The sequence below is a fragment of the Pseudomonas sp. B21-019 genome (assembly GCF_024749225.1).
Classification (GTDB): Bacteria; Pseudomonadota; Gammaproteobacteria; order Pseudomonadales; family Pseudomonadaceae; genus Aquipseudomonas.
In genome coordinates this window covers 1,734,691-1,751,364 of record NZ_CP087193.1, presented here as the reverse complement: position 1 = coordinate 1,751,364, position 16,674 = coordinate 1,734,691, and the positions used below count along the sequence as shown (strand labels likewise).

Annotated in this window: 13 protein-coding genes; 5 read left to right on the top strand and 8 right to left on the bottom strand. The window is 60.4% G+C overall.

Going from position 1 to position 16,674, the window contains the following annotated elements; all coding sequences use genetic code 11:
* Positions 1-95 precede the first annotated feature (95 nt).
* The 7 genes from cmk to mtnA form a co-directional block, all read right to left on the bottom strand.
* Positions 96-785, bottom strand: a complete 690-nt coding sequence (cmk, locus tag LOY36_RS07830; protein ID WP_258672856.1) for a (d)CMP kinase — start codon at positions 783-785, stop codon at positions 96-98.
* The gene (locus LOY36_RS07825) at positions 782-2,989 is read right to left on the bottom strand and encodes a bifunctional prephenate dehydrogenase/3-phosphoshikimate 1-carboxyvinyltransferase (protein WP_258674150.1); all 2,208 of its coding nucleotides are present in this window, start codon (positions 2,987-2,989) and stop codon (positions 782-784) included. Before LOY36_RS07825 ends, cmk begins: the two co-directional genes overlap by 4 nt.
* A 28-nt stretch (positions 2,990-3,017) precedes the next feature.
* A complete protein-coding gene (gene hisC, locus LOY36_RS07820) occupies positions 3,018-4,130 on the bottom strand; it encodes a histidinol-phosphate transaminase (RefSeq protein ID WP_230174513.1) in 1,113 nt (370 codons plus the stop codon).
* A gap of 12 nt (positions 4,131-4,142) precedes the next feature.
* Entirely contained in the window at positions 4,143-5,237 is a 1,095-nt protein-coding gene (pheA, locus tag LOY36_RS07815) for a prephenate dehydratase (protein ID WP_007939916.1), read from the bottom strand.
* Positions 5,237-6,322, bottom strand: a complete 1,086-nt coding sequence (serC, locus tag LOY36_RS07810; protein WP_019650495.1) for a 3-phosphoserine/phosphohydroxythreonine transaminase — start codon at positions 6,320-6,322, stop codon at positions 5,237-5,239. The genes pheA and serC overlap by 1 nt, the downstream gene beginning before the upstream one ends.
* A gap of 219 nt (positions 6,323-6,541) precedes the next feature.
* Positions 6,542-9,211 (bottom strand): DNA gyrase subunit A, encoded by a 2,670-nt coding sequence (gene gyrA / locus LOY36_RS07805; RefSeq protein ID WP_258672855.1) that lies wholly within the window; start codon positions 9,209-9,211, stop codon positions 6,542-6,544.
* A 336-nt stretch (positions 9,212-9,547) separates the two neighbouring features.
* The gene (gene mtnA / locus LOY36_RS07800) at positions 9,548-10,624 is read right to left on the bottom strand and encodes an S-methyl-5-thioribose-1-phosphate isomerase (RefSeq protein WP_258672854.1); all 1,077 of its coding nucleotides are present in this window, start codon (positions 10,622-10,624) and stop codon (positions 9,548-9,550) included.
* Positions 10,625-10,732: 108 nt separating this feature from the next.
* Here mtnA and LOY36_RS07795 point away from each other — a divergent pair, with 108 nt between their 5' ends.
* From LOY36_RS07795 to LOY36_RS07775, 5 genes are all read left to right on the top strand, one after another.
* Entirely contained in the window at positions 10,733-12,067 is a 1,335-nt protein-coding gene (locus LOY36_RS07795; RefSeq protein ID WP_258672853.1) for a TRZ/ATZ family hydrolase, read from the top strand.
* A gap of 57 nt (positions 12,068-12,124) precedes the next feature.
* The gene (ubiG, locus tag LOY36_RS07790) at positions 12,125-12,823 is read left to right on the top strand and encodes a bifunctional 2-polyprenyl-6-hydroxyphenol methylase/3-demethylubiquinol 3-O-methyltransferase UbiG (protein WP_019650491.1); all 699 of its coding nucleotides are present in this window, start codon (positions 12,125-12,127) and stop codon (positions 12,821-12,823) included.
* 4 nt (positions 12,824-12,827) lie between these two features.
* Positions 12,828-13,499, top strand: coding sequence for an N-acetylmuramic acid 6-phosphate phosphatase MupP (mupP, locus tag LOY36_RS07785; RefSeq protein WP_258672852.1), 672 nt, complete (start codon positions 12,828-12,830; stop codon positions 13,497-13,499).
* Positions 13,500-13,706: 207 nt separating this feature from the next.
* Positions 13,707-14,447, top strand: coding sequence for a YciK family oxidoreductase (locus tag LOY36_RS07780; protein WP_007939907.1), 741 nt, complete (start codon positions 13,707-13,709; stop codon positions 14,445-14,447).
* Positions 14,448-14,822: 375 nt separating this feature from the next.
* The gene (locus LOY36_RS07775) at positions 14,823-15,749 is read left to right on the top strand and encodes a GGDEF domain-containing protein (protein WP_019650489.1); all 927 of its coding nucleotides are present in this window, start codon (positions 14,823-14,825) and stop codon (positions 15,747-15,749) included.
* Positions 15,750-15,839: 90 nt separating this feature from the next.
* On the opposite strand, the gene LOY36_RS07770 is transcribed toward LOY36_RS07775, so the two are convergent.
* A complete protein-coding gene (locus tag LOY36_RS07770; protein WP_218584820.1) occupies positions 15,840-16,601 on the bottom strand; it encodes a TenA family transcriptional regulator in 762 nt (253 codons plus the stop codon).
* Positions 16,602-16,674: the final 73 nt, after the last annotated feature.

Genomic DNA, 16,674 nt, shown 5'->3' with positions numbered 1-16,674 from the left:
AGAATACGCCCATCTCCACATCCCAGACGATGTGGGTTAGTTTCATTTAAAAGAAGCTCCGCAGGACTATGACTGGTCCCCTGCGGCCCTCTTGGTCACCCGGCGATATCGCGAATGGCGATCTCGCTCATGATGCGTTCCAGCACCTGATCGATGGATAATTCCGTGGAATCCAGCTGTATGGCGTCAGCCGCCGGTTTGAGCGGGGCTACCGCTCGCTGGGTGTCACGCTCATCGCGCGCACGTATCTCATCTAGCAGACTCGACAGACTAACACCATCGACTTTGCCCTTCAACTGCAAGTAACGTCGGCGCGCACGCTCTTCGGCACTGGCAGTGAGGAAAATCTTCAAGGGCGCGCCGGGAAATACCACCGTACCCATGTCGCGACCATCGGCCACCAGACCCGGCGCCTCCTGAAAAGCCCGCTGACGCTGCAGCAACGCCTCGCGAACCGCAGGCAAGGCGGCGACCTGCGAGGCACCCGAGCCGACACTCTCGGTACGGATCACATCGCTGACTTCATCGCCTTCCAGAATAATGCGCTGCAACTGACCGTCGGTCGCCGCAATGAACTGCACATCCAGATGAGCGGCGAGCTTCTTGAGCAATTCCTCATTGGTCAGGTCGACGCCATGGTTATGCGCGGCGAAAGCCAGCAATCGATAAAGTGCACCGGAATCCAGCAGGTTCCAGCCCAGGCGCTTGGCCAGAATCCCGGCGACAGTACCTTTGCCAGAGCCGCTTGGCCCATCAATAGTGATGACCGGTGCAATGCTGATCACGACTGAGCCTCTTGTGCAACACGGATACCGACCTGCGCGCACAGCGCGAGGAAGTTCGGGAACGAGGTCGCGACGTTGGCGCAATCATGGATGCGGATCGGCGCAGTGGCGCGCAGTGAAGCCACGCTGAAGGCCATGGCAATCCGGTGATCGCCGTGACCGTGCACTTCGCCGCCGCCGATCTGGCCGCCGTCGATGATGAGGCCGTCCGGAGTGGGCTCGCACTTGACGCCCAGCGCCAGCAGACCGTCCGCCATGACCTGGATCCGGTCCGATTCCTTCACGCGCAACTCTTCGGCACCACGCAGCACAGTGCGACCTTCGGCACATGCAGCCGCCACGAACAGCACCGGAAACTCGTCGATAGCCAGTGGAACCAGCGCTTCGGGAATCTCGATACCTTTGAGTTTAGCTGCCCGTACGCGCAGGTCGGCTACCGGCTCGCCACCGACTTCACGCTGGTTTTCCAGAGTGATGTCAGCGCCCATCAGACGCAGGATGTCGATTACGCCGGTACGGGTCGGATTGATACCGACGTGTTCGAGCACCAACTCCGAACCTTCGGCAATCGACGCCGCCACCAGGAAGAACGCCGACGACGAGATATCGCCCGGCACCTCAATGTGGGTCGCGGTCAGATTGTGGCCGGACTCGACCGAGGCCGTCGCCCCGTTAACGGTCACCGGGTAGCCGAAGCCACGCAGCATGCGTTCGGTGTGGTCGCGAGTCGGTGCCGGCTCGGTGACCGTGGTCTTGCCTTCGGCATACAGACCCGCCAGCAGCAGGCAGGATTTAACCTGGGCACTGGCCATCGGCATGGTGTAAGTCAGGCCCTTGAGCTTGTTGCCGCCACGAATGGTCATCGGTGGACGACCGTCAGCGGCGGTCTCGATCACGGCGCCCATTTCACGCAGCGGATTGGCCACGCGATTCATCGGACGCTTGGACAACGAAGCGTCGCCGGTCAAGGTGCTGTCGAAGTTCTGCGCAGCCAACAGGCCAGACAGCAGACGCATCGAAGTGCCGGAGTTACCCAGATAGATCGGGCCTGGCGCAGGCTTCAGGCCATGCAGGCCGACGCCGTGAATGGTCACACGACCATGGTGCGGACCTTCGATGACGACACCCATGTCGCGGAAAGCTTGCAGGGTCGCCAGGGCGTCTTCGCCCTCGAGGAAACCTTCCACTTCGGTGACGCCTTCAGCCAGGGAACCGAGCATGATCGAGCGGTGGGAAATCGATTTGTCGCCCGGTACACGAATCCGCCCAGTCAGGCGGCCACCAGGTTGTGCCAGGAAAATCAGATCGTTGGAATTCATAGCGTCCACATAGGCCCGGCGGGCCAGGATTTTACTGAAATGCTCGCGGGCAACCCGGGCGCGAGTGAACACGCCCAACAATTGGTGCCCATCCCCTGCATCGACCGCGTCGCGCAAGGCGTCGAGGTCGCTGCGAAATGTATCGAGTGTGCGCAGGACAGCTTCGCGGTTGGCGAGGAAGATGTCGTGCCACATGACCGGGTCGCTACCGGCGATTCTTGTGAAATCGCGGAAACCGCCCGCAGCGTAACGGAAGATCTCAAGATTTTCATTGCGTTTGGCCAATGAATCGACCAAACCGAACGCCAGCAAGTGCGGCAAATGGCTGGTTGCCGCCAACACTTCGTCATGACGCTCGACTTGCATGTGCTCGACGTCGGCGCCCAATTCGCGCCACAACCGATCGACCACTGCCAGCGCGGCCGGATCGGTCTGATCCAGCGGCGTCAGAATCACTTTATGGCGACGGAACAGGTCGGCATTGGAGGCCTCCACCCCGCTCTGCTCGGAACCGGCAATCGGATGCCCCGGCACGAAACGCGCCGGCATGCCGCCAAACGCCTCGGTCGCCGCACGCACCACATTGCCCTTGGCACTGCCGACGTCAGTCAGAATCGCCAGCCCCAGATCCATGCCCGCCAACAGCGCGAGCAGTTTCTCCATGGCCAGGATCGGCACCGCCAACTGAATCACGTCCGCGCCCTGGCAAGCCACCACCAGGTCTTCTTCGCAGCGATCCACCACACCCAACTCGACCGCCAGCTTGCGCGACTGCGGGTCGAGATCGACCCCGACCACTTCGCGACACAGACCGCTTTCACGCAGGCCTTTGGCAAACGAACCGCCGATCAACCCCAGACCGACCACCACCAGGCGACCGATCATAGGTTCAGCAGATTGCAGTGCAGTGACATCAACCACGAGCCATAACCTTGGTCAGCGCCTCGAGGAAGCGGCTGTTTTCCGCTGGCAAACCGATGGTGATGCGCAGGTGATTCGGCATGCCGTAGTTGGCCACCGGACGCACGATCACGCCTTCGCGCAGCAACCCCTGGAACACCGGGGCAGCAACGCGACCCAGATCGACACAGATGAAGTTGCCTTTGGATGGAATCCAGCTCAGCCCCAACTCACGGAAACCTGCCTCTAGCTGCTGCATGCCGGACTGGTTGAGGCGACGGCTTTCAGCCAGGTACTCGACGTCTTGCAGCGCAGCACAAGCGGCGGCCAGTGCGAGGCTGTTGACGTTGAACGGCTGACGCACGCGATTGAGCACATCGGCGACGATGGCCGAGGACAAACCGTAGCCGACCCGCAGCGACGCCAGGCCATAGGCCTTGGAGAAGGTGCGCGAGACCAGCAGGTTCGGATAGGCCGCCAGATAGTCCAGGCCATCCGGCAAGTCGCTGCCTTCGGCGTACTCGATGTAGGCCTCGTCCAGCACCACCAGTACATGGGCCGGAACGTCCTGCAGGAATTCATCCAGCGCCTCGGCGTCGAACCAGGTCCCGGTCGGGTTGTTCGGGTTGGCGATGAACACCACGCGGGTGTCGGCATCGATCGCGGCCAGCATGGCCGGCAGATCATGACCCCAATCTTTGGCCGGGATCACTTTTGCCTGGGCGCCAACGGCCTGGGTCACGATCGGATAGACCGCAAACGCATGCTCGCTGAACACCGCGTTCAGGCCCGGTGCCAGATAGGCACGCGCCACCAGCTCCAGAATGTCGTTGGAGCCGTTGCCCAGCGTCACTTGGTTCAGCTCGACGCGGCACTGGTCGGCCAACAGGGTTTTGAGCGCAAAACCATTGCCGTCCGGATAGCGGGTCAGCTCGGCCAGCGCTTCGCGAATCGCCGCCAGCGCCTTGGGACTGGCGCCCAGCGGGTTTTCGTTACTCGCCAGCTTGACGATGCTGGCCGGATCGAGGTTCAGCTCACGGGCCAGTTCGTCCACAGGCTTGCCCGGAACGTAAGGCGAAAGTTGTTGCACGCCCGGCTGTGCCAGAGCGAGGAAGTTGCCACTCATTTGCTACCGCCCTTAGAGAACTGCTTTCGGGTAGGAACCCAGCACTTTGAGTGCCACCGCTTCCTGACTGATCTTTTCCAGCACACCTTTGACCAGCGGGTCGCGGTGATGGCCGACGAAGTCGATGAAGAACACGTAGGTCCATTTACCGCTGCGCGACGGACGGGTCTCGATCCGTGTCAGATCGATGCCATTGTCGTGGAACGGCACCAGCAATTCGTGGAGCGCGCCGGGTTTGTTGCTCATGGAAACAATGATCGAGGTCTTGTCGTCGCCGGTCGGCGGCACTTCCTGGTTGCCGATCATCAGGAATCGCGTGGAGTTGTCCGGGCGATCCTCGATTTTCTCGGCCAGACGGGTCAACCCGTAGAGGCCGGCAGCCATGTCGCCGGCAATCGCCGCCGAGTTCCACTCACCCTTGACCCGCTTGGCCGCTTCGGCGTTGCTGGACACCGCCACGCGCTCGACATTCGGGTAATGGGCGTCCAGCCACTTGCGGCACTGGGCCAGGGATTGGGCATGGGAATAGATGCGGCTGATGCTGTCGGTCTTGGTGTTTTCGCCAACCAACAGGTGATGGTGAATGCGCAGCTCGACTTCGCCACAGATCACCATGTCGTGTTCGAGGAAGCTGTCGAGGGTGTGGTTGACCGCGCCTTCGGTGGAGTTTTCCACCGGGACCACGCCAAAGTTCACCGCACCGGCCGCCACTTCACGGAACACTTCGTCGATCGCCGCCATTGGCTTGCTGATCACCGCGTGACCGAAGTGCTTCATGGCCGCAGCCTGAGTAAAGGTACCTTCAGGGCCGAGGTAAGCCACTTTCAGCGGCTGCTCAAGGGCCAGGCACGAGGACATGATTTCGCGGAACAGCCGCGCCATCTCTTCGTTACCCAGCGGCCCCTGGTTACGCTCCATCACGCGCTTGAGCACCTGAGCTTCGCGCTCAGGACGATAGAACACCGGCACTTCGCCTTCGGCCAGCGAGGCCATCTTTACTCGCGCAACTTCCTGGGCGCAGCGTGCGCGCTCACTGATCAGTTCCAGGACCTTTTCGTCCAGAGCATCAATGCGCAGGCGCAGTGCCTTGAGTTCTTGCTCAGACATTAGCCGTGTTCCTTCTCGAACTCTGCCATGTACGAAACCAGTGCGTTGACCGCAACGATATCGACGGCGTTATAGATGGAGGCACGCATGCCGCCCACGGAACGGTGACCCTTGAGGTTCAGCAGGCCACGTTCGTCGGCACCGGCCAGGAACGGCTTGTCGAGACGATCGTCGGCCAGACGGAACGGCACGTTCATCCACGAGCGGTCAGGCTTGTTGATCGGGTTGCTGTACAAGCCGCTGGCGTCGATGAAGTCGTACAGCGTGCGCTGCTTCACTTCATTGAGCTTGCCGATGGCTTCGACGCCGCCCTGCTCTTTCAGCCACTCGAACACCAGACCGGACAAGTACCAGGCCAGGGTCGGCGGCGTGTTGTACATCGAGCCGTTGTCGGCCGCGACCTTGTAGTTGAGCATGGTCGGGCAGATGGAACGGGCGTTGCCCAGCAGGTCTTCGCGAACGATGTTCACGACGATGCCGCTCGGGCCGATGTTTTTCTGGGCGCCGGCGTAGATCATGCCGAAACGCGAGACATCCACCGGGCGCGAAAGAATGTCCGAGGACATGTCGGCGACCAGCGGCACATCACCGGTTTCCGGGATCCACTGGAATTCCAGGCCGCCAATGGTTTCGTTCGGCGCGTAGTGAACGTAGGCCGCATCTTTCGACAGGTTCCATTCGTTCTGACCAGGCACAGCGAAATAGTCGTAAGGCTTGGCGGTCGCGGCAACGTTGACGTGGCCGTAGCGCGAGGCTTCTTCGATCGCTTTCTGCGACCAGATACCGGTGTCGATATAGTCGGCGGTGCCGTTTTCCGGCAACAGGTTCAGCGGAATCTGAGCAAATTGCTGGCTCGCGCCACCTTGCAGAAACAGCACTTTATAGTTCGAGGGGATATTCAGCAGATCACGCAGATCCTGCTCGGCCTTGGTGGCAATGGACACGAACTCATCGCTGCGATGGCTCATTTCCATGACCGACAGGCCCTTGCCGTGCCAATCAAGGAGTTCAGCCTGGGCGCGCTTCAGGACAGCTTCGGGAAGCGCCGCAGGACCGGCACAGAAGTTATAGGCTCTCTTGCTCACATCCAATCTCGCTCTGATTTGGTGGTATCACGCAATAAATCTGTAGGAGCTGTCGAGCAGAGCGAGGCTGCGATCTTTTAGTGCTGAGCGAAAGCAAGAGCCAGATCAAGAGATCGCAGCCTCGCTTCGCTCGACAGCTCCTACATTAAAAACAATTCCACAGTTCCCTGAGGACAAACAACAAGGGGGCGAATCTTCATCCGCCCCCTGCTTGCCCGCTTACTCCTGCGGCTCTTCGTCGGCGGCGGCGTCGAGCTGCTGGTCGTCGGCAACATCGTCGATCACGACTTCACCGTCGAACACTGCACCCTCTTCACCTTCAAGCCCTTCGCCTTCCAGCTCTTCGCCTTCGACTTCCGACGGTTCCTGAACCCGCTCCAGGCCCACCAGCGTTTCATCGCTGGCCAGCTTGATCAGGGTCACGCCCTGGGTGTTACGACCCAGGCTGGACACTTCGTCGACGCGAGTACGAACCAATGTACCCTGGTCGGAAATCAGCATGATTTCCTCGCCATCAAGCACCTGGACCGCGCCGACCAGACGGCCGTTACGCTCGTTGCTGACCATCGCGATAACACCCTGACCGCCACGCTTGTACTCAGGGAACTCGGTGATCGCGGTGCGCTTGCCGAAACCACGCGCCGAAGCGGTAAGGATCTGGCTGCCTTCTTCCGGGATCAGCATGGAAATCAGCTTCTGGCCTTCCGGCAGACGCATGCCGCGGACACCACGAGCGGTACGGCCCATGGCGCGAACGTCGGTTTCCTTGAAGCGAGTCACCTTGCCGCCATCGGAGAACAGCATGACTTCGCGATCGCCATCGGTAATGGCCGCAGAGATCAGCACGTCGCCTTCATCCAGCTCCAGCGCGATCAGACCGACGCTGCGTTGACGACTGAAGGACTCCAGCGGGGTCTTCTTCACGGTGCCTTTGGCAGTGGCCATGAAGATGAAGTGACCTTCGGTGTATTCCTCGACCGGCAGCATGGTGGTGATGTATTCATCACTGTCCAGCGGCAGCAGGTTGACCAGCGGACGACCACGGGCAGCGCGGGACGCTTCCGGAATTTCATAGGTTTTCAGCCAGTACACTTTGCCTTTGCTGGAGAACAGCAGCAGCGTGGTGTGGCTGTTGGCGACCAGCAGGTGAGCGATGTAGTCCTCATCCTTCACGCCGGTAGCCGATTTACCTTTACCACCACGACGCTGAGCCTGGTACGCCGCCAGCGGCTGGGTCTTGGCGTAGCCACCGTGGGAAATGGTCACGACGCGCTCTTCTTCCGGGATCATGTCACCCAGGGTCAGGTCGAGACGGGCATCGAGAATCTCGGTGCGACGCACGTCGCCGTATTCGGCGCGGATCACTTCCAGCTCTTCGCGGATCACTTCCATCAGGCGCGTGGCGCTGTTGAGGATGCGGATCAGCTCGCCGATCTGGTTGAGGATCTCTTGATACTCGGCCAGCAGCTTCTCGTGTTCCAGACCGGTCAGGCGGTGCAGACGCAGTTCCAGAATGGCTTGCGCCTGTTCCGGTGACAGGAAGTACTTGCCATCGCGCAGACCGTATTGCGGATCGAGGTTTTCCGGACGGCACGAATCGGCACCGGCACGTTCGACCATCGCGACCACGGCGGAGGATTCCCAAGGCGTGCTGATCAGCGCTTCCTTGGCTTCCGACGGGGTCGGCGAAGCCTTGATCAGGGCGATGACCGGGTCGATGTTCGACAGGGCAACCGCCTGACCTTCCAGGATGTGGCCACGTTCGCGCGCTTTACGCAGCTCGAACACGGTACGACGGGTCACGACTTCGCGACGGTGACGAACGAAGGCTTCCAGCAGATCCTTGAGGTTGAGGATCCGCGGACGACCGTCGATCAGCGCGACGATGTTGATGCCGAACACGCTTTGCAGCTGAGTCTGGGCGTAGAGGTTGTTGAGGATCACCTCAGGCACTTCGCCGCGACGCAGCTCGATCACGACGCGCATACCGTCCTTGTCGGACTCGTCGCGCAGCTCGGTGATGCCTTCGAGCTTCTTCTCTTTGACCAGCTCGGCGATCTTCTCGATCAGACGGGCCTTGTTCAGCTGGTAAGGGAGTTCGGTGATGACGATCTGCTGACGGCCACCGACCTTGTCGATGTCTTCGATGATCGAGCGGGCACGCATGTAAATGCGCCCGCGACCGGTGCGGTAGGCTTCGATGATGCCGGCGCGACCGTTGATGATCGCGGCAGTCGGGAAGTCCGGACCGGGGATGTATTGCATCAACTCATCGACAGTCAGCTCCGGATTGTCGATGAGTGCCAGGCAACCGTCGATGACTTCACCGAGGTTGTGCGGCGGAATGTTGGTCGCCATGCCCACGGCGATACCGCTGGAGCCGTTGACCAGCAGGTTGGGGATCTTGGTCGGCATGACCGCGGGGATCATTTCGGTGCCGTCGTAGTTCGGCACCCAGTCCACGGTTTCTTTATGCAGGTCGGCCAGCAGCTCGTGCGCCAGTTTGGTCATGCGCACTTCGGTGTATCGCATGGCCGCGGCGTTGTCGCCGTCCACCGAACCGAAGTTGCCCTGGCCGTCCACCAGCAGGTAACGCAGCGAGAATGGCTGCGCCATCCGAACGATGGTGTCGTACACCGCGGTATCACCGTGCGGGTGATACTTACCGATCACGTCACCGACAACACGGGCAGATTTCTTGTACGGCTTGTTGAAGTCGTTGCCCAGCTCGCTCATCGCGAACAGCACACGCCGGTGCACGGGCTTCAAGCCATCGCGCGCATCCGGCAGTGCCCGCCCGACAATTACGCTCATCGCGTAGTCGAGGTAGGACTGCTTCAGCTCGTCTTCGATATTGACCGGGAGGATTTCTTTGGCCAGTTCGCCCATGAGAAGCCTGATTCCTTTTTCTGGTGAAACTTCGTCACATCCATATGGGACGAACGAAGCTCGCCGATGCAGACTGAGTGCCATGCACCGACTTACGACAAATCAACGAGTTATGCCATGGATCTGCGCAGTAAAGGCAGCCACATCAGGCTACCCTGGAAACCGCCGGATGTTATCACAAGAGCCGCCACGCACCTATCCCCCAGATGCGCATGGAGCATAGTTAGTTGACCGGTGACAGGCTTGAAGGAGACGAGAGGGGCTTAGAGGCGTGATCAACCGGCATTCAACCGTATTTTTCACTTGTAAACACCGATTTCGTACTGCCTGAATGATTTAATGCAGACGCTTGCGGCACATCAACTGGGCCATTTTCGCGGTGTCCGGGCGCTCGACGATGCCTTTTTCGGTGACGATCGCATCGATCAGGTCGGCCGGGGTCACGTCGAACACCGGGTTGAACGCTTCCACATCCGCCCCCACCCGCTTGCCGCCAACTTCCAGCAACTCGCGGCCATCACGCTCCTCGATAGGAATCTCGTCGCCACTGGCCAGGTTCATGTCGATGGTCGAACTCGGCGCCACCACCATGAAGCGCACGCCGTGGTGCATGGCGTTGACCGCTAACTGGTAGGTACCGATCTTGTTCGCCACATCGCCATTGGCGGTAATCCGGTCGGCGCCGACGATCACCCAGGTCACACCCTTGGTTTTCATGATGTGCGCGGCAGCGGAGTCGACATTGAGGGTCACGGGAATGCCTTCATTGGCCAATTCCCATGCAGTCAATCGCGAACCTTGCAACCATGGCCGGGTTTCGTCGGCGTAGACGCGCTCGACCATGCCTTCGATGAACGCCCCGCGAATCACCCCCAGCGCCGTGCCGAAACCACCGGTGGCCAGTGCACCGGTGTTGCAATGCGTGAGGATCGCCTGGGCGTTGCCTTGATGTTTGCGGATCAGGTCGACGCCCAACTGGGCCATGGTCAGGTTGGCTTCGCGATCACTTTCGTGGATGGCGATGGCTTCGGCTTCCAGCACCGACAGCGGATCGGCGTGCTCCTTCAGGCGCTCAAGCCGCTCACGCATGCGACCCAAGGCCCAGAACAGATTGACCGCGGTCGGACGGGAGTCAGCCAGCAGCGCAAAATCCTCTTCCAGCGCCGCTTGCCAGTCGCCCCCTTCGGCAAAACGGGTACGGGCCGCCAGCACCACGCCATAGGCCGCACTGATGCCAATAGCCGGCGCACCGCGCACCACCATCGAGCGAATGGCTTCGGCCACACCCGCAGCGCTGGTGTAGGCGATCCAGGTTTCCTCGAACGGCAAAATACGCTGATCCAGCAGGTACAGTGCGCCATCACGCCAATCGATGGCCTTCACCTTCTCCGCAGCCAACAGTCGATCGCGCATCCCACACCCCGCACTCATGAACAAAAGCCGCCGATTATAGCGATCCCCCCGCGAAGACGCTCGGGTATACTTCGCCATCCTTTACAAAAGCACTGGAACCGACTCTCGATGCCGACCCCCACCGCTGCGCTCGACCTATTATTGCTGCCGACCTGGCTGGTACCCGTCGAACCGGCTGGCGTGGTCCTTAAAGAGCATGCCTTGGGTATCCGCGACGGTCGTATCGTGTTTATCGGCCCACGCGCAGCAGCCTTGAAGCTTAACGCAAGCGAAGTGCGCGAATTGCCGGGCATGCTGCTCAGCCCCGGCCTGATCAATGCCCACGGGCACGCGGCAATGACGCTGTTCCGCGGCCTGGCCGACGATCTGCCGCTGATGACCTGGCTGGAAAAACACATCTGGCCGGCCGAAGCCAAATGGGTCGACGAGGCTTTCGTACGCGACGGCACGGACCTGGCCATCGCCGAGCAGATCAAAGGTGGCATCACCTGCTTCTCTGACATGTATTTCTTCCCGAAGGTCGCCAGCGAACGCGTACATAACAGCGGCATTCGCGCCCAGATCGCCATTCCGATCCTCGATTTCCCGATTCCAGGCGCCAGCACCGCGGATGAAGCCATTCGTCAGGGCGTCGAATTATTCGGCGATCTCAAGCATCACGAACGGATCAAAGTCACCTTCGGCCCCCATGCCCCGTACACCGTGGGCGACGAAAACCTGGAAAAAATCCGGGTGATCGCCGAAGAGCTGGACGCCTCGATTCACATGCATGTCCACGAAACCGCCTTCGAAGTGCAGCAGTCGGTGGAACAGCGCGGCGAACGCCCGCTGGCCCGCCTCGGCCGCCTGGGCCTACTCGGGCCGCGCTTCCAGGCCGTTCACATGACCCAAATCAGCGATGAAGACCTGGCGCTGCTGGTAGAAAGTAACACCAATGTGATTCATTGCCCCGAGTCGAACCTGAAGCTGGCCAGTGGCTTCTGCCCGGTCGAGCGCTTGTGGCTGGCCGGGGTGAATGTGGCGGTCGGCACCGATGGCGCGGCCAGTAATAATGACCTGGACCTGCTCGGTGAAACCCGCACCGCCGCTTTGCTGGCCAAGGCTGTCGCCGGCTCGGCCACCGCGCTGGACGCCCATCGCGCCCTGCGCATGGCCACGCTCAATGGCGCCCGTGCGCTGGGGATCGAAGCGCAAACCGGTTCGCTGGAAGTCGGCAAGGCGGCGGACATCGTCGCGTTCGACCTGTCGGGCCTGGCGCAGCAACCGGTCTACGACCCGGTTTCGCAACTTATATATGCCACTGGCCGCGACTGCGTGAAACACCTTTGGGTCGCCGGCAAGCAACTGCTTGACGACCGCCGCCTGACCCGCCTGGATGAAGCGCAACTGTGCGCCACCGCCAAGGCCTGGGGCCAGCGCATCAGCGGCCACACCGAATCATAAGCACCCTGGACCAAAACCGGGGCAACAGAATTTTTCAAGTTTTAGAGGACTGACACCATGAGCAACGTCGACCACGCCGAAATCGCCAAGTTCGAAGCCCTGGCCCATCGCTGGTGGGACCGCGAAAGCGAGTTCAAACCGCTGCACGACATCAACCCGCTGCGGGTCAACTGGATCGACGAGCGCGTCAATCTGGCCGGCAAGAAAGTCCTCGACGTCGGTTGTGGCGGCGGCATCCTCAGCGAAGCCATGGCTCAACGCGGCGCCACCGTCATGGGCATCGACATGGGCGAAGCGCCGCTGGCGGTCGCGCAATTGCATCAGCTGGAATCCGGCGTGAATGTCGAGTACCGGCAAATCACCGCCGAAGCGCTGGCTGAAGAAATGCCCGAGCAATTCGACGTGGTCACCTGCCTGGAAATGCTCGAACACGTGCCGGATCCGTCCTCGGTGATCCGCGCCTGCTTCCGCATGGTCAAACCTGGCGGCCAGGTGTTCTTCTCCACCATCAACCGCAACCCGAAGGCCTATCTGTTCGCCATCGTCGGCGCCGAATACATCATGAAGCTGCTGCCGCGTGGCACTCATGACTTCAAGAAATTCATCCGCCCTTCCGAGCTCGGCGCCTGGAGCCGCATGGCCGGCCTGACCGTCAAGGACATCATCGGCCTGACCTACAACCCGCTGACCAAGCACTACAAACTGGCAGCCGATGTCGACGTCAACTACATGATCCAGACCCTGCGCGAGGAGTAAGCCGATGCGTATCAGAGCAGTTCTTTTCGACATGGACGGCACTCTGCTCGACACCGCGCCGGACTTCATCGCCATCTGCCAGGCGATGCGTACTGACCGTGGTTTGCCGCCGATGAACGACAAGCACATCCGTGACGAGATCTCCGGCGGCGCCAGGGCGATGGTCGCGGTGACTTTCTCGATGGACCCGGAATCGCCGGGCTTCGAGGCGCTGCGCCTGGAGTTTCTGGAGCGCTATGTCAAAGGTTGCGCGGTGCACAGCAAGCTTTTCGACGGCATGGGCGAATTGCTGGCCGACATCGAGAAGGCCAACCTGATCTGGGGCGTGGTCACCAACAAACCGCTGCGCTTCGCCGAGCCGATCATGCAGCAATTGGGGCTGGCCGAGCGTTCGGCGCTGCTGATCTGCCCGGATCACGTGAAGAACAGCAAACCGGACCCGGAGCCGTTGATCCTGGCGTGCAAGATGCTCGACCTCGATCCGGCCAGCGTGCTGTTCGTCGGCGACGACCTGCGCGATATCGAGTCCGGCCGCGATGCCGGCACCAAGACAGCCGCCGTGACCTATGGCTATATTCACCCGGACGATAACCCGCGGCATTGGGGCGCGGATGTGGTGGTCGATCATCCGCTGGAGTTGCGTCAGGTGCTGGATAGCGCTTTGTGCAGTTGCTGATCTGACTGACAACAGGAAGCATTTGTGGCGAGGGGGCTTGCCCCCGTTCGGCTGCGAAGCAGTCGTAAATCCAGAGAACACGGTCTGGCTGAAGGTAGCGAATGGAGGGCCGCTTTGCGACCCAACGGGGGCAAGCCCCCTCGCCACAATAAGCGCTCTTGCCACAGATGCGATGCATGCCTACGTTGAATTGTTGTGAGGTTTTTTATGTTTGATTATTCCGCCCGTCCTGAATTGCTCAAGGACCGGGTCATCCTGGTCACCGGCGCTGGCCGAGGCATCGGTGCTGCCGCTGCGAAAACCTACGCCGCGCATGGCGCCACCGTATTGCTGTTGGGCAAGACCGAAGCCAACCTGACTCAGGTCTACGACGAAATCGAAGCGGCCGGGCATCCACAACCGGTAGTGATCCCGTTCAACCTGGAAACCGCCCTGCCCCACCAATACGATGAACTGGCGGCCATGATCGAAACCGAATTCGGCCACCTCGACGGTTTGCTGCATAACGCGTCGATCATCGGTCCACGCACACCGATCGAGCAGTTGTCCGGCGAGAACTTCATGCGCGTCATGCAGGTCAACGTCAACGCCATGTTCATGCTGACCAGCACCCTGCTGCCGCTGCTCAAGCTGTCGCAGGACGCCTCGGTGGTGTTCACCTCCAGCAGCGTCGGTCGCAAGGGTCGTGCGTATTGGGGCGCTTACGGCGTGTCCAAGTTCGCGACCGAAGGCCTGATGCAAACCCTGGCCGACGAAGTAGACACCGTCGCCCCCGTGCGCTCCAACAGCATCAACCCCGGCGCCACCCGTACCAGCATGCGCGCTCAGGCCTACCCTGGGGAAAATCCGCTGAACAACCCGACACCCGAGGAGATCATGCCGGTCTACCTTTACTTGATGGGGCCGGACAGTACCGGCATCAACGGTCAGGCGTTCGACGCTCAGTAATGCCCGTGCGTCGCTTTTGTGCCGCGACGACTTTCCGTCGCGGCACGCAAAGCCGGTGATAACTGCTGCTGTTTCAAGTCAAATAAATGCCAACATCCCCGACACCATCCTTCGCAACCTCCCAAACCTTGTTGATTTAGAACGCTTTTTAGCCGACTGAACCGAATGGCACGACTTTCGCTCTAATTTTGCTCAGACAACGCCGTGTGAAAGCAGACGGGGCAGAGCTTGAGTCGAGAGGTTACTAATCTTCGGCAAAGCGGACTAAACTCGTGCCAAATGTCCTACGGGACTGATGGACCAGTATGACGCGCAGCCCAAAGCCGCTCTCACCCAGCCTGTAAGACAGTCTTACTGTTTAGGGGCTCACGCCATATGAAATCACCTTCCCAGACCAACGCAATTGACTTCGACAGCGCCAAATTGCAACGCCTGGGCTTTGGTCAGCAGCCTCCCCTCCTGGAGCGGCCCGTCAGTCTTGCGCAGTTGCGTCAGGCGCTGGGCCTGCAACTGCAAACCAGTCTTGAGCCGCAACGCATTCTCGGACTTTTCTTCCGTGAAATTCAGCGCCTTGTGCCGCTGGATGCCTTGAATTATGAGCATCAGCCCAGCGACTTGCGCCTGCAGTTCGGCCAGCGAGGTCATCATTCGATCAGCTACAGCCTCAGTCATGAAGGCGAGCAATTGGGTGAACTGGTGTTCCGTCGCAATCAGCGTTTCAGCGATGAAGAGCAAGGCCATCTGGAGTCGCTGTTATCAGCGCTTCTCTATCCGATGCGCAATGCCCTGCTCTACCGTGCCGCCACCCAAAGCGCCTTGCGCGACCCGCTGACCGACACGGGCAATCGCATCGCGATGGATCAGACGCTGCAACGGGAAATCGAGATGTCGCGCCGACACTCACAGCCCCTGTCGCTGCTGATGCTGGACATCGATCACTTCAAACAGATCAACGACACCTACGGGCACAGCGCCGGCGATGAAGTGCTCAAGGCCGTCGCAGCTTCGATCAAAAGCCAGTTGCGTAACGTGGACATGGTGTTCCGGTTTGGAGGCGAAGAATTCATGATCCTGCTGTCCAACACCAGCCGGGAAGCCGCGGCCATGGTCGGCGAACGACTGCGGTTTGCTGCGCAAGCTCAGGACTATGTGGCCGAAGGCAAGACTATCGAACTGACGGTCAGCCTGGGTTGCTCGACCCTGCTGCCCGGCGAGTCTGCCGAGAGCCTGTTGCGACGAGCCGACAGTGCGCTGTATGTGGCCAAGCGCGAGGGGCGTAACCGGTTGGCGATGGCGGGCTGAGTCAGTTCCCGATAATCAAATGTGTGGCGAGGGGGCTTGTCCCCTCGCCACACAGGCTAGCTCCTACAGTTGTTTCGTGTAGTCTTCAGATCAGCTCTCGGCCAACGCCATCCGCTCACGGACTACCGGGGCTTTTGCTGCCAGTTCCAACTGCATGCATCGCTCCAGGAACAGGTACATGTAGTCGTAACTTTTGCAGACCGCCTGACGCAATTCCATTTGCAGGGATTTGCTCGGGTTCAGCCCCGCCAGGGTGCAGATGATTTCCAGCGCTTCCCAAGGATGGGCATCGTCGTACTGGGCGTGCATCTTCAACCATTTCATGGCCCGCTTGCGATCTTCCTCTGGGAACGATGCCGCGTAGACGCCACTGGAACAAACCAGCGCCGACCACTCTCCGGTTGCACCCTCGATCGCGTAGTTGGTGGCGGCGATAGCCACGATCAGCGAGTCCGACGAACTGGTGTGCCAGCACCAGTGACTCAAGGCGTGAAGCTCAGGCGCAACCTGTTGCGCCTGCAGATCTTCCAGGCTGATACCGTGAGCACGGCTCCAGTGCACCCAGTAATCGGCATGGTTCAGTTCGACGCGAATATTGCGCATCAGCCAGCGACGCGCCATGTCTTCGCCAGGGTGGCGTGCAAAACGGGTCTTGGCCAGGTTCTGTGCCATGTATAAGGCGAACTGTTCGACCACCGGCCAGCCACCAATGAGGTACTGACGCATGGTTTTTGCGCTGAGCTTGTTATCGCGCATCCGCTGGTACAGTTCATGTTCGACGACGCGGCGCTTGCTCTCACTGCAATCCTGAATCAATTGCTGAGCCCAGGCGGGGTAACTTGCAGCTTCCATGAGGGGTCCGGTTCTGTTGAATGTGTCGATCACTGTCGCGCTCCTTTTGATTGTGATTTCAAGATCGACAGGA

Coding starts and splice junctions, on each gene's coding strand:
- pheA (WP_007939916.1), bottom strand. CDS start 5,237: ATGTCTGAGCAAGAACTCAAGGCACTGCGCCTGCGCATTGATGCTCTG.
- gyrA (WP_258672855.1), bottom strand. CDS start 9,211: ATGGGCGAACTGGCCAAAGAAATCCTCCCGGTCAATATCGAAGACGAG.
- LOY36_RS07775 (WP_019650489.1), top strand. CDS start 14,823: ATGAAATCACCTTCCCAGACCAACGCAATTGACTTCGACAGCGCCAAA.
- LOY36_RS07770 (WP_218584820.1), bottom strand. CDS start 16,601: ATGGAAGCTGCAAGTTACCCCGCCTGGGCTCAGCAATTGATTCAGGAT.
- mtnA (WP_258672854.1), bottom strand. CDS start 10,624: ATGCGCGATCGACTGTTGGCTGCGGAGAAGGTGAAGGCCATCGATTGG.
- ubiG (WP_019650491.1), top strand. CDS start 12,125: ATGAGCAACGTCGACCACGCCGAAATCGCCAAGTTCGAAGCCCTGGCC.
- hisC (WP_230174513.1), bottom strand. CDS start 4,130: ATGAGTGGCAACTTCCTCGCTCTGGCACAGCCGGGCGTGCAACAACTT.
- mupP (WP_258672852.1), top strand. CDS start 12,828: ATGCGTATCAGAGCAGTTCTTTTCGACATGGACGGCACTCTGCTCGAC.
- LOY36_RS07795 (WP_258672853.1), top strand. CDS start 10,733: ATGCCGACCCCCACCGCTGCGCTCGACCTATTATTGCTGCCGACCTGG.
- LOY36_RS07780 (WP_007939907.1), top strand. CDS start 13,707: ATGTTTGATTATTCCGCCCGTCCTGAATTGCTCAAGGACCGGGTCATC.
- LOY36_RS07825 (WP_258674150.1), bottom strand. CDS start 2,989: ATGATCGGTCGCCTGGTGGTGGTCGGTCTGGGGTTGATCGGCGGTTCG.